10 protein-coding genes are annotated in these 12484 nt (G+C 71.1%); 7 read left to right on the forward strand and 3 right to left on the reverse strand.

What is annotated here, in order from left to right:
- Positions 1–96: 96 nt before the first annotated feature.
- Positions 97–1101, reverse strand: coding sequence for a phosphatase PAP2 family protein (locus ACFVH0_RS29185; protein WP_385824980.1), 1005 nt, complete (start codon positions 1099–1101; stop codon positions 97–99).
- Between the two features lie 533 nt (positions 1102–1634).
- Between ACFVH0_RS29185 and ACFVH0_RS29190 the strand changes: the two genes are divergently transcribed.
- Together ACFVH0_RS29190 and ACFVH0_RS29195 are read left to right on the forward strand one after the other, a co-directional pair.
- Positions 1635–3341, forward strand: coding sequence for an MFS transporter (locus ACFVH0_RS29190; RefSeq protein ID WP_385824981.1), 1707 nt, complete (start codon positions 1635–1637; stop codon positions 3339–3341).
- Between the two features lie 73 nt (positions 3342–3414).
- On the forward strand, positions 3415–4611 hold the full coding sequence (locus ACFVH0_RS29195) for an acyl-CoA dehydrogenase family protein (RefSeq protein WP_385824983.1): 1197 nt from the start codon (positions 3415–3417) through the stop codon (positions 4609–4611).
- A gap of 21 nt (positions 4612–4632) precedes the next feature.
- Here ACFVH0_RS29195 and ACFVH0_RS29200 read toward each other — a convergent pair whose 3' ends face one another.
- Positions 4633–5073 (reverse strand): cell division protein SepF, encoded by a 441-nt coding sequence (locus ACFVH0_RS29200; RefSeq protein WP_385824985.1) that lies wholly within the window; start codon positions 5071–5073, stop codon positions 4633–4635.
- 309 nt (positions 5074–5382) lie between these two features.
- On the opposite strand from ACFVH0_RS29200, the gene ACFVH0_RS29205 reads away from it, so the two are divergent.
- Positions 5383–6618 carry a DUF5685 family protein gene (locus tag ACFVH0_RS29205; protein WP_385824987.1) on the forward strand — a complete coding sequence of 412 codons (1236 nt, stop codon included), beginning with the start codon at positions 5383–5385 and terminating at the stop codon, positions 6616–6618.
- A 15-nt stretch (positions 6619–6633) separates the two neighbouring features.
- Here the strand turns inward: ACFVH0_RS29205 and ACFVH0_RS29210 are convergent, their stop codons facing one another.
- On the reverse strand, positions 6634–7569 hold the full coding sequence (locus ACFVH0_RS29210; protein ID WP_385824989.1) for an ABC transporter substrate-binding protein: 936 nt from the start codon (positions 7567–7569) through the stop codon (positions 6634–6636).
- Positions 7570–8035: 466 nt separating this feature from the next.
- On the opposite strand from ACFVH0_RS29210, the gene ACFVH0_RS29215 reads away from it, so the two are divergent.
- The 4 genes from ACFVH0_RS29215 to ACFVH0_RS29230 are packed head-to-tail and all read left to right on the forward strand — an operon-like array spanning position 8036 to position 12476.
- Positions 8036–8902 (forward strand): amino acid ABC transporter permease, encoded by an 867-nt coding sequence (locus ACFVH0_RS29215; protein ID WP_385824991.1) that lies wholly within the window; start codon positions 8036–8038, stop codon positions 8900–8902.
- Positions 8899–10743, forward strand: coding sequence for an FAD/NAD(P)-binding protein (locus tag ACFVH0_RS29220; RefSeq protein ID WP_385824993.1), 1845 nt, complete (start codon positions 8899–8901; stop codon positions 10741–10743). Before ACFVH0_RS29215 ends, ACFVH0_RS29220 begins: the two co-directional genes overlap by 4 nt.
- 57 nt (positions 10744–10800) lie before the next feature.
- Positions 10801–11697, forward strand: a complete 897-nt coding sequence (locus tag ACFVH0_RS29225) for an amino acid ABC transporter permease (RefSeq protein WP_385824995.1) — start codon at positions 10801–10803, stop codon at positions 11695–11697.
- A 26-nt stretch (positions 11698–11723) separates the two neighbouring features.
- On the forward strand, positions 11724–12476 hold the full coding sequence (locus ACFVH0_RS29230) for an amino acid ABC transporter ATP-binding protein (protein ID WP_385825083.1): 753 nt from the start codon (positions 11724–11726) through the stop codon (positions 12474–12476).
- Positions 12477–12484 lie beyond the last annotated feature (8 nt).

Below are 12484 nucleotides of genomic sequence, written 5' to 3' on the forward strand. Positions count from 1 at the left end.
GCCCGGACCCGTATACGAGTGAGGGCCCCGACACCGGTCGGGGCCCTCACTCGTATCCGGGGGAGCGGCTGTGCGTACCGGCTCCCGCGTTTCGTCTCAGCCGCCGGCCACCGGGCGGGCCGGGGTGGTGCCGCCGCGCGGTGTGCGATCGGCGTGCGGCGGGCGCCTGCTGCCCGCCGGGGTGACCGGGGTCCGCTCCGAGCGCACCACATGCGCCGGATGCGAAGCGTGTGCACGCGACCGGGTGCCGGTACCGCCCGAGGCCACCGAGACGGCCGGTTCCCGGGCCGGGGCGTCGCTGCCGTCCGGCTGCGGCAGCAGCACGGTCCGGGGACCTCCGGCCGCGACGGGCACCGAGGGAACGGGGCGGCCGAATCCCCGCAGGTTCTCGCGCTGGGCGAAGATCCAGGCCTCGGCCCGGGTGATCAGCGGCTCGGCCCAGGGCAGGCCCAGCATGATCAGCAGGCCGGCGGCCCAGCCCAGCAGGACATCGCTGAGCCAGTGCGTACCGAGATAGACGGTGGTGAGGCCGACGCCCAGCGACACGATCGCCGACATCGCCGACAGATAGCGCCGGGCCCGTGGGGTGGTGGCCAGATAGGCGAGGATTCCCCAGGTCACAACCGCGTTGGCGGTGTGCCCGGAGGGAAATATGTCGCCGCCGGCGAAGAGCTCAGCGGAGCCGATCTGGGTCGCGTAGTGCGGGCCGAGACGGCCCAGGCCGATCTTGACCGCGCCGACCGTCACATTGAGCAGCAGCAGCGCCGCGCCCAGCGTCAGCAGGGGACGCAGCGTGTGCTGCCGCCAGGAGCGCCAGCCGAGCCAGCAGGCCACCATCGTTGCGGTGGGGCCGCGCTGGCCGAGCACGATGTAGTAGTCGAGGAACGCATGGATTTCCGGCCATTGCTGATACGGCCGGAAGAGCATGACCTTCCAGTCCAGGGTCACCAGCCAGGACGAGGCCAGCACGGCAATGACGATGGCGAGATAGAACGCCAACGTCCCGCCGAAGAGCGCGATGCGGTGACGGCTCATCCGCGGTGGCTCTATCTTCGGCGGCTCCGGCTCCCGGTCCAGCCGGGCAAAGATGTCGGTACGCACCCAATCGACGTTACAGCGAGTTAGTGAGCGACCAGGTCGATCCGGTCTCTTTGTGATGACGATGTGATGTGGACTATGTCTCAGCGGGGTCTTAATTCCTGATCCGCGTAAGCGTCCCGGCGGCACTTCGCGCTATTGATTTCGCACGCATTTCGGAAGGGTGTTTGGGCCCGGACAGAAAAGCGCAGGAGGTGCCGGTATGAATTTATCCGGGCCGGGAAGAGGGTGGAACGGACCGTGCCGGTCCGGTCACCGGCCGTTTTCGGTGCGGGCCCGGCGGGCGCTCCGAGGGGGCGGCCGGGTACCGTCCCGTTCCGGGTGCGCCGGGTGTCCTCGCAGGTCCGGACGGCGGGCCGGCGTGGCGTACGCCACACCCCGCGGCCCGACCGGGTATGAGGTCGGCCACGTGTGAGGGCTCCGAACTCGCGTACGCTGACGGCCACTCGCCCGTCGATGCCGGGCCATGAGGATCGGCGAACCGCCGCATCCCCGGTTGGCCCGCCGAGCGCGAGGAACCTTTGGGAGGTACATGCATGTCAGGGACGACCACAGCCCGATTCCGGCTGCGCCCGGCGGCCGACGGTGCCAATCGATGGGTCGTCCTCGTCGTCCTCTGCCTCAGTCTCCTGCTCGTGGCGCTCGACTCGACCGTGCTCCATGTCGCCGTACCCGCCGTCACCGAGGACCTGAAACCCAGCGCGGTCGGTCTGCTGTGGATCGTCGACGCCTACCCGCTGGTCTGTGCCTCGCTGCTGATCCTCTTCGGCACCCTCGGGGACCGGGTCGGCCGCCGCCGGGTCCTGCTGCTCGGCTACGCCCTCTTCGGGGTCGCCTCCGCGGTGGCGGCGATGGCCGACAGTCCCGCCGTACTCATCGTGGCGCGTGCGCTGCTCGGGGTCGGCGGCGCGATGATCATGCCGGCGACGCTGTCGATCCTCCGGCAGGTCTTTCCCGACCGGCGTGAACGAGCCGTCGCGATCGGCATCTGGACCGCGGTCGCCGCGGTGGGCGCCGCCACCGGTCCGGTCATCGGCGGCTTCCTCGTCGAGCACTTCTGGTGGGGCTCGGTCTTCCTGATCAACGTTCCGCTGATGGCGCTTATCCTGCCGGTCGGACGGCTGCTGCTGCCCGAGTCGCGCGGCAGCCACGACGGTCCGTGGGACGTGCTGGGCGCGCTGATGGCCGCAGCCGGAGTGCTCGGGGTGGTCCTCGGCGTGAAGCGGGCGGGCACCGGCGAGGGTGTGCTGAGCCCGGCCACGCTCGCTCCGCTGCTGATCGGGGCGGCACTGATCGTCCTGTTCGTGCGCCGTCAGAAGCGGCGTACGCATCCCCTGATCGACATCGGGCTGTTCACCAGGCCCGCCTTCTCCACCGCGGTGGGCTGCATCATCCTCGCCATGCTGGCCCTGGTCGGTCTTGAGCTCATAGCCGTGCAGTACCTCCAGCTCGTCCTCGGACTGAGCCCGCTGCAGACCGGTCTGCGGCTGCTCCCGCTCACCTTCGCGGCCATGGCCGCGGGCGCCACCGGCTCGTACACCCTGCGCCGCGTCGGTCCGCGCCGGATGGTCGGCTGGGGCTTCGTACTCACGGCCGTCTCGGTGCTGATCCTGACCGCGATGGGGCAGCACGACCGGCCGGTGCTGCTGACGGCGGCCTTCGTCGCCCTCGGTTTCGGACTGCAGACCACGCTCTTCGGGGCGTACGAATCCATGCTCAGCGAGGCCCCCGCCGACCGTGCGGGCGGGGCGGCGGCCATCGGCGAGACCTCGTACCAGCTGGGTGCGGGCATGGGGATCGCCCTGCTCGGCAGTGTCATGAACGCCGCCTACGCCCCCGGACTCTCGAAGCTGCCCGAAGCGGGTGTCCCGGCCGGGGCCCGCGCGGCCGCCGCCCACTCGCTGGGCGAGGCGTACCAGGTGGCCGACCGGCTGGGCGGTCCGCTGGGCGCGGTGCTGCGTTCCACGGCGCGCCACTCCTTCATCACCGGGCTGCATGTCACGCTGCTGGTCAGCGCCGCGCTGCTGCTGGCCGGAGCGCTGGCCGCGCTGCGGCTGCCGCGGGCGATGGACTGTCCGGCGCCGGCGCTCGACGAACCGGAGCGGGCGGCGGACGTGAACGGTGCGCGGGAACACCGCGCACTGCAGGAGGTGCCCGGACCGGGCCGTGCGCAGCGCTCCGTGCCGCGGCCCGCCCGGCGCCGACCCGCCGAGGCGACCGGCTCTGGACGAGCGGCACACTGAGCCGTAACGTCGGTGCGACGCCATAACTAACACTGCTAGTTTTAGCATCGTGCGAGCCGCCGGAGGCGCCCTCATGTCCAGCACCGAGTCCTCGAAGCTCCCGCCCTTCGACCCCGCCGACCCGATCGGCATCGACGACCTGCTCAGCGCCGAGGACCTCGCGATCCGCCAGGCCGTCCGTGACTGGGCCGCCGACCGCGTCCTGCCGCACATCGCCGAGTGGTACGAGAACGGCGAGCTGCCCGGGATCCGCGAGCTGGCCCGTGAGCTCGGTTCGCTCGGCGCGCTCGGCATGTCCCTCCAGGGATACGGCTGCGCCGGCGCCACCGCCGTCCAGTACGGACTGGCCTGCCTGGAGCTGGAGGCGGCGGACTCCGGGATCCGCTCCCTGGTCTCCGTGCAGGGTTCGCTCGCCATGTACGCCATCCACCGCTTCGGCTCCGAAGAGCAGCGGCAGCGGTGGCTGCCGGGCATGGCGGCCGGCGAGATCATCGGCTGCTTCGGCCTCACCGAGCCGGACCACGGCTCCGACCCGGCCGGGATGCGCACCCACGCCAAGCGCGACGGCGGGGACTGGGTACTCACCGGCCGCAAGATGTGGATCACCAACGGCTCGGTCGCCGGGGTCGCCGTCGTCTGGGCGCAGACCGACGACGGGATCCGCGGGTTCGCGGTGCCGACCGACACCCCGGGCTTCTCGGCGCCCGAGATCAAGCACAAGTGGTCGCTGCGTGCCTCGGTCACCAGCGAGCTGGTACTGGACGAGGTGCGGCTGCCCGCCGACGCGGTGCTCCCGGGCGTCACCGGTCTGCGCGGCCCGCTCAGCTGTCTCAGCCATGCCCGCTACGGCATCGTCTGGGGAGCGATGGGCGCGGCCCGCGCCAGCTTCGAGGCGGCCGTGGACTATTCGAGGACGAGGGAGCAGTTCGACCGGCCGATCGGCGGCTTCCAGCTCACCCAGGCCAAGCTCGCGGACATGGCCGTGGAACTGCACAAGGGCATCCTGCTCGCCCACCATCTGGGCCGGCGGATGGACGCGGGCAGGCTCCGCCCGGAGCAGGTCAGTTTCGGAAAGCTCAACAATGTGCGGGAGGCGATCGACATCTGCCGGACCTCGCGCACGATCCTCGGCGCCAACGGGATCTCGCTGGAGTACCCGGTGATGCGCCATGCGACGAATCTGGAGTCGGTGCTCACCTACGAGGGAACCGTGGAGATGCACCAGCTGGTACTGGGCAAGGCGCTCACCGGTCTCGACGCGTTCCGCTAGACCGTCCGGCGAGCGCCCTGCTCAGCTCTGGTTGAAGAAGCCGTCGGCCCGTCGGCCGGCGGCTTCGGTGACCACCTGGGTGTCGGCCGGGGTCAGCAGGAAGACCCGGGTGGCCACGCGCTCGATCGAGCCGCGCAGTCCGAAGATCAGCCCGGCGGCGAAATCCACGACGCGCTTCGCGTCGGTGGGGTCCATGGTCGTGAGGTTGACGATCACCGGGACGCCGTCCCGGAACAGCTCTCCGATGGCCCGTGCGTCCCGGAAGCTGTCCGGGGTGACGGTGGCGATCCGGCGGCCCGTCTCCTCGGCCGCCTCGGACGCGACCTGCACCCGGGGGTCGGTCACCCAGGCGTGGCCACCGGTCCCGGTCTGCGCGCCCTCGGCGTATTCGTCGTCGTAGTACCGCTCGTCGTTGTCCTCCACGAGGCCCAGCCAGGCACTCGCCTTGCGCACCGATCCCATGGACGCCTCCTCTCACCGCGGTTCCGTGGCGTTCCGCATCTCTTTCGTATCCCTATGGTCGTCCATGATGCGGATCGTGCGCCAAGTGGATAGTCGGCGCGCAGGGTGTTCGTGACGGTACTGGTGCAGAAGATGTGGCGTTTCGTCAGGGTTCCTCCCACATAAGGGGTCAGAAAGAAAGAAAATATGATGCCCCGGGCCGTACGGGTGACATGGGGGACGTACGGGTGAACGGGGCGCTCGATACGATGCCCCTCGCGCGGCCGCCAGGGGTGCGGCGCGAAGGTGAACGACTCTCGGGGGATCGTCGTGTTCGGAATAGTCAGGCCCTGTGCCCATCGGTTGTCCGAGGGGCTCAGGACCGAGTGGATGGCCCATCTCTGTGGGCTCTGCCTCGCACTTCGCTCCGATCACGGGCAATTCGCCCGAATCGTCACGAACTATGACGGACTGATTGTTTCCGTTCTGACGGAGGCTCAGTCCGAGCGCACCACCGGATGGCGGCGCACGGCGGGGCCCTGCCCGCTGCGCGCCATGCGGACCGCGCCGGTCGCCCGCGGCGAGGGCGCCAGGCTGGCCGCCGCCGTCTCCCTGGTGCTGGCCTCGGCCAAGGTCCGGGACCACGTCGCCGACGGGGACGGCCTGTTGAGGCGCCGCCCGGTCGCCGCCGCCGCGCGCCGGGTCGCCGCTGGCTGGGACCGGGCCGGCGCGCGCACCGGCGCACAGCTCGGCTTCGACACGGCGCTGCTCGTGGACGCCGTCGACCGGCAGACCGGCATCGAGCTGATCGCAGGGCCCGGCACCCCGCTGCTCACCGTCACCGAACCCACCGAGACCGCCACCGCGGCCGCCTTCGCCCACACCGCGGTGCTGGCCGGCAAGCCGCAGAACGTGGCACCGCTCGCCGAGGCCGGCCGCCTCTTCGGACGACTGGCGCATCTGCTGGACGCCGTGGAGGACCAGGAAGCCGACGCCGCGGCGGGTGCCTGGAACCCGCTCACCGCGACCGGCACCTCGCGGGCCGAGGCCCGGCGGCTGTGCGACGACGCGCTGCACGGCGTACGGCTGGCGCTGCGCGACGCGGAATTCACCGACGCCAAGCTGGCCCATGTGCTGCTGGCACACGAACTGAGGCAGTCGGTGGACCGGGCCTTCGGCACCACGGCGTGCTCGCACCAGTCCGGTGCCGTGCTCCTGGACGGAGCTGCCGGACCGTCAGCCGCCGGGCCGGCCGGGTCCTTCGGGCCGGTGCCGGGCAATCCGTACGCCCCGGGTCCGGGCGGGCCGGCCGGCCCGCCGCAGCCGCCGCCCGAGCCCCCGCGCGACCGGCGCGGTCTCATCATGGGCTGCCTGGTGTGGGCGGGGCTGGCCTGCACCTGCCAGATGTGCTGCGGCACGTTCGAGGACCCGTGGAGCCATCAGCGCCGTGACGGGCTGTGCAACCAGTGCGACTGCGGCGACGCCTGCGATGCGTGCGACTGCTGCAGCAACTGCGGTGACTGCTGCGATGGGTGCGACTGCTGCGACTGCGACTGCAGCTGCTGAGGGCGGGGGACCGGATCACCTGATCTCGGGCGGCGAGATCCGCGAGGTCGTGATCGCGGATGCGCCGATGCCCCACTTCCTGAGGATCCGGTCGTAGGTGCCGTCCGCCTTGAGACCGTTCACCGCAGCCCGGAACGCGGGGGCCAGCGGAGTGCCCTTCTTGAAGGCGAAGCCGACGTCGAGACGCTTGAACTCGTTGAGGAAGCGCACGCCTTCCTGCTGCCGCACCGCGTACCGCAGTCCGTTGATGGTGGACATCACCACATCGCTGCGGCCCTGCTGGAGCGAGGCCCAGGTGGCGCCCTGGTCGTTGTACGTCTTCACGTCGTAGGGCTTCCTGCCCGCGTCGGAGCACAGGTGCCGGTTCTCCTCCAGGGTCACCTCGAAGGTGGTGCCCGCGCCGGTGCCCACGGTCAGGCCGCAGAGCTGGGTGAGTTCGGTGACCTTCTTCAGCTCGCTGTCGTCACGGACCGCGAAACCCTGGCCGTCATTGATGTACGTGACGAAGTCGATCGTCCTGCGGCGCTCCTCGGTCACCCCGAAGTTCCCCGTGCCCACGTCGTACTTCCCGCTGCCCAGCGCCGGCAGGATCGCCTCGAAGGAGGCCACCTCGCGGGTGAGCCGCAGACCGAGCTTCCTGGCCACCGCGTCCGCGAAGTCGATGTCCGTACCGGCCACCGTCCTTCCGTCCGCGAGATAGGTGGAGCCCGGCGGGTTGCCGACACTCGCGGCGATGGTCAGGGTTCCGGCGGCGCGGACATCTGCGGGCAGCAGCTTCGCCGCCGCCTCGTCCTTGCGCACCGAGGAGACGACATCGGCCGTCGGCACCTTCCCCTCGGCGGCCGCGGCGCCGGCCGGTGCGGCCGCCGGATCGCCGGACCCGCACGCGGTGAGGGCGAGAGCGGCGACGGAGATCAGTGCGAAGGCAGCGGTGTGCCGGGTCCGGGGCATGAGGCGTGGTTCTCCAGAGTCGTCGGCCGTGGACCGGGCCGGCGTCGGGGCAGCACGCGGCGACCCCACGGTCGGGGCGAAGGGCGGCGGAGCGAGGGGAGGGGAGAGCGGTGTTGTGTACGGGAGGACACGCGGGGAAAGGTGCTCAGGCGCCGCACACGGCGCTGGGCGAAGACACGCGGAAACGCAGGGGGTCGGCTCAACAGGAGGAGGACCACACGCGACCGAAGTCGATGTGGGAGCGCTTGACCAGCCACTGCTGCGAATGCATGGCCCCAGTGGAACAGGCATCCGGTGGTCCGTCAACCGAGCCCCGGCGCCCGGCTCACAGTATGGACAGGCTTGACAACGCGCGGCGGACAGCGCTTATCTCGGAGGCGGACCGGCGCTGAGGGGCCCGGTCCGTGTTGTGTTCCGGGCCGAAGGCACGCCCCGTGTTCGATCTCTGCATCCACGGAGCCCTCGCATGTCCGCGCAGACAGACACCCTCCCTCACTCTCCCCCCGCCCCGCTCGCGAAGAGCGACGGAACCGACCGGCTCCGGATCGTCCCGGTGCGCCGAACGGGCCAGTGGACAGCGGCCGTTGCCGTCCTGGCACTGCTCGCCCTGGTACTGAACTCCGTCATCCGCAACGACGCCTTCCAGTGGGATGTCGTCGCCGACTACTTCACCACCGCCGCGGTGCTGCGCGGCCTCGGTCTCACCCTCTGGCTCACGGCGCTGGTCATGGTGCTGGGTTTCGCCCTCGGCACCCTGCTGGCCGTTCTCAGGCTCTCCGCCAACCGCGTTCTGCGGGCCGTCGGTTGGGGATACGTCTGGCTGTTCAGATCCACCCCGATCCTGGTCCAGCTGCTGTTCTGGTTCAACATCGGTGCGCTCTACCCGCAGATCCTCGGCGTCCGTACGGTGAACCTCCTCGGCCCCGTCACGGTCGCCGTCATCGGGCTCACCCTGCACGAGGCCGCGTACGCCGCCGAAGTCGTCCGCGGCGGCATCCTCTCCGTCGAACGCGGACAGATCGAGGCCGCCCAGTCGCTCGGCCTCGGACCCTGGCGCCGGTTCCACCGGATCGTCCTCCCGCAGGCGATGCGCTCCATCGTCCCGCCCGCCGGGAACATGCTGATCGGCACCCTCAAGGGCACCTCGATCGTCAGCATCATCGCCGTGCAGGACCTGCTGTACTCGGTGCAGCTCGTGTACCACCGCACCTATCAGGTCATCCCGCTGCTGCTGGTCGCCACCATCTGGTACGCCGTGGTCACCTCGCTGCTCGCCATCGGCCAGCACTACGTCGAGCGGCACTACGCGCGCGGCACGGCGGGTGCCCGGTGAGCGGGACGCCGTCGCTCGTGGTCATAGGCGCCGGACCGCGCGGCACCGGCCTGATAGAGCGCATCGCCGCCAACGCCCCCGCCCTGTACGGGGACCGCCCGCTGACCATCCACCTCGTCGACCCGTACCCGCCCGGCGGCGGGCGGATCTGGCGGCACGACCAGTCGCCGCTGCTCTGGATGAACTCCATGGCCCAGGACGTCACGATGTTCACCGACGACACCGTCCGCCAGGAGGGGCCGACCCGCCCGGGGCCCGCGCTGCACACCTGGGCGGCGGACATCCGGGACGGCCGGCCCGGCCTCCCGGACGGGGCCGAAGCCGACCCCGGACTCCTCGACGAGATCAAGGCGCTGGAGGGTTCCGACTTCCCCAGCCGACGGCTGCAGGGCGTCTATCTGCGCTGGGTGTACGAGCAGGCCGTGGCCGCCCTCCCGGAGGGCATCACCGTGCACTGGCACCGGGGCAGCGCCCTGCGAGTCACCGGCCCGCGCGAAGGCCGCCAGCGGGTCTGGCTGGAGGGGCGCGGCACACCGCTGCTCGCCGATGCCGTCGCCGTCACCATCGGCCACCTCGAAGCCGAGCCGGAGCCGGAACAGCTCCGGCTGGCCGATTTCGCCGACCGGCACGGACTCCTCCACCTGCCACCGGACTTCACCGCCGACACCGACCTGACCGCGGTGCCCGCGGGCGAACCGGTCGTCGTACGGGGCTTCGGGCTCGCCTTCGTCGACCTGATGGTGCTGCTCACCGAGGGCCGCGGCGGACGGTACGAGGACGGCGAGTACGTGCCGTCCGGCCGGGAGCCCGTGCTCCACGTCGGATCGCGCCGGGGCGTCCCGTACCACTCCAAGATCGGCTACGCCTGGGACGGCGAACGGCCGCCGCTGCCGCGCTTCCTCGGCCCGGAGCGGACCGAGGCGCTGCTCCGGGCGGACCGGCCGGTCGACTTCCGGCGCGATGTGTGGCCACATGTCGGCAAAGAGCTCGGCTACGCCCACTACCACCGGCTCTTCACCGCCCACCCCGAGCGCACCACCGGCGACTGGGCCGGCTTCGAGGCGAAGTACGCCGCCGCCGACCCGACAGGACCCGAACCGGCCGCCCTGGTCGCCGCAGCCGTCCCCGACCCCGCGGACCGGCTCGACCTCGAAGCGCTCGACCACCCCCTGGACGGGGTGCGCCACCCCTCGTTCGACGCACTCCAGGAGGGGCTGCGCGGCTACATCACCGCCGACCTGGAACGCCGCCACGACCCCGGTCACAGCCCGGACCTCGCCGTCTTCCTCGGACTGCTGTCCGTCCACGGGCAGTTGATCCGGCTCGGCGACCTCGGCGGCTGGTGGCACGGCTTCTTCAGCTATCTCGCCTCCGGCCCGCCCGGCCCCCGGCTGCACCAGCTCCTCGCGCTCTCCCGGGCCGGTGTCGTCCGCTTCCTCGGCGCCGGAATGACCGTCGAGACCGACGAGAGGCGGGGCCTGTTCCTGGCGGGCAGCGCCACCGTGCCGGGACAGCGGATAGCGGCCCGCACCCTGATCGAGGCCCGGCTGCCCGACCCCACCCTGGAACGCACCCGCAGCCCACTGCTCCAGGAGCTGTACGACGACGGGGCCGCCGCCACCGCCACCGGGCTGCTCTCGGTCGCCCCCGACAACGGCCGGATCCTGGGCCGCGACGGCCGGCCGCACCCGCGCCGCTTCGCGCTCGGCCCGTTCACCACCGCCCGCGCGGGCGGTGCGTTCACCCGGCCGCGCACCGGCGGACCGGCCTTCCGGCAGAACGACGCCACCGCCCGTACGGCGCTCACCCTCCTGCGGGACCTGGCCTGTAGCGAGGGCTGACCGCGACCTCGCGCAGGCCCCGCCCCGTCCTCGTACACCGCAGCCCAAGGACCCCTCATGTCCCTCACCAGCGATCCACCCATCGACAGAGCGACCGGACCACGCCCCGCCGCTCCCGCCGACGGCCACGACACGCTCACCGTCGTCCCGCTGCGCCACCCCTGGCGCTGGGCGGCCGTCGCCGCCACCGCCGTCGTGCTCGCCCAGTTCCTGCACGGCCTGATCACCAACCCCGGCTGGGAGTGGGACGTCTTCGCCGAGTTCTTCACCGCCGGGACCATTCTCAAGGCCGTCTGGGTCACCCTCCGGCTGACCTTCTACGGCACGGTCCTCGGCTTCGCGCTGGGCATCGTGCTCGCCTTCATGCGGCTTTCGGCCAGCCCGTTCCTCAGCGCGGTCGCCCACGCGTACATCTGGGCGTTCCGCTCGATCCCGCTCATCGTCCAGCTGCTCTTCTGGTTCAACCTCGCCTATCTCTACAAGGAGTTGCAGTTCGGCGTCCCGTTCGGGCCCGGCTTCTTCTCCTTCGACACGATGAACCTGGTCGGCGCGATGAGCGCGGCCGTCCTCGGCCTCGCGCTGCACCAGGCCGCCTACGCGGCGGAGATCGTCCGCGGCGGGGTACTGGCCGTGGACACCGGCCAGTCGGAGGCCGCCGCGGCGCTCGGGATCCCGCGCCACCGGCAGCTGCGCCGGATCGTGCTCCCGCAGGCGATGCGCTCCATCCTGCCGAACGCCGCCAACGAGATCATCTCGCTCTTCAAGGGCACCTCGATCGTCTCCGTGATGGCGATCGGCGAACTCTTCTACCAGGTCCAGGTCGTCTACGGACGCAACGGCAGGGTCGTGCCCCTGCTGATGGTCGCGACGGTCTGGTACATCCTCCTGACCACCGTGCTCTCCGTCCTCCAGCACTACGTCGAACGTCACTACGCCAAGGGGGCCACGCGATGAGCACCACCACCGGATCCACCGACGCCATGGTCGAGATCCGCTCCGTCCACAAGAGCTTCGGCGGCCTCGAAGTGCTGCGCGGCATCGACCTGTCCGTACGGGCCGGCGAGGTCACCGTCGTCCTCGGCCCGTCCGGCTCCGGCAAGTCCACACTGCTGCGCACCATCAACCACCTGGAGAAGGTCGACCACGGCTGGATCAGCGTCGACGGCACCCTGGTCGGCTACCGCAGGGCCGGCGACAAGCTCTACGAGCTGCCCGAACGCGAGGTGCTGCGCAGGCGCACCCGGATCGGCTTCGTCTTCCAGAACTTCAATCTCTTCCCGCACCTGACCGTGCTGGAGAACATCGTCGAGGCCCCGGTGGCCGCCCTCGGCCGCCCGAAGAAGGAGGCCGTGGCCGCCGCGGAGAAACTGCTCGCCCGGGTCGGGCTCGCCGAGAAGGCGGACGCCTACCCCAAGCAGCTCTCCGGAGGACAGCAGCAGCGGGTCGCCATCGCCCGCGCGCTGGCCCTCGAACCGAAACTGCTGCTCTTCGACGAGCCGACCTCGGCGCTCGACCCCGAACTGGTCGGCGAAGTCCTCGACGTCATCAAGGACCTGGCGCTCCAGGGCACCACCATGATCGTCGTCACGCACGAGATCGGCTTCGCCCGCGAGGTCGCCGACACCGTCGTCTTCATGGACGAGGGACGGATCGTCGAACAGGGCGCCCCCGGCGACGTACTCGACCGCCCGAAGCACGAGCGCACCCGCGCCTTTCTGTCCAAGGTCCTGTGATCCCGCCC

The organism is Streptomyces sp. NPDC127117 (assembly GCF_042677325.1).
Taxonomy (GTDB): domain Bacteria; phylum Actinomycetota; class Actinomycetes; order Streptomycetales; family Streptomycetaceae; genus Streptomyces.

What these genes read in the sequence shown, in the direction of transcription:
- ACFVH0_RS29190 (WP_385824981.1), top strand. Translation starts at nt 1,635, where the DNA reads ATGTCAGGGACGACCACAGCCCGATTCCGGCTGCGCCCGGCGGCCGAC.
- ACFVH0_RS29195 (WP_385824983.1), top strand. Translation starts at nt 3,415, where the DNA reads ATGTCCAGCACCGAGTCCTCGAAGCTCCCGCCCTTCGACCCCGCCGAC.
- ACFVH0_RS29200 (WP_385824985.1), bottom strand. Translation starts at nt 5,073, where the DNA reads ATGGGATCGGTGCGCAAGGCGAGTGCCTGGCTGGGCCTCGTGGAGGAC.
- ACFVH0_RS29210 (WP_385824989.1), bottom strand. Translation starts at nt 7,569, where the DNA reads ATGCCCCGGACCCGGCACACCGCTGCCTTCGCACTGATCTCCGTCGCC.
- ACFVH0_RS29215 (WP_385824991.1), top strand. Translation starts at nt 8,036, where the DNA reads ATGTCCGCGCAGACAGACACCCTCCCTCACTCTCCCCCCGCCCCGCTC.
- ACFVH0_RS29225 (WP_385824995.1), top strand. Translation starts at nt 10,801, where the DNA reads ATGTCCCTCACCAGCGATCCACCCATCGACAGAGCGACCGGACCACGC.
- ACFVH0_RS29230 (WP_385825083.1), top strand. Translation starts at nt 11,724, where the DNA reads ATGGTCGAGATCCGCTCCGTCCACAAGAGCTTCGGCGGCCTCGAAGTG.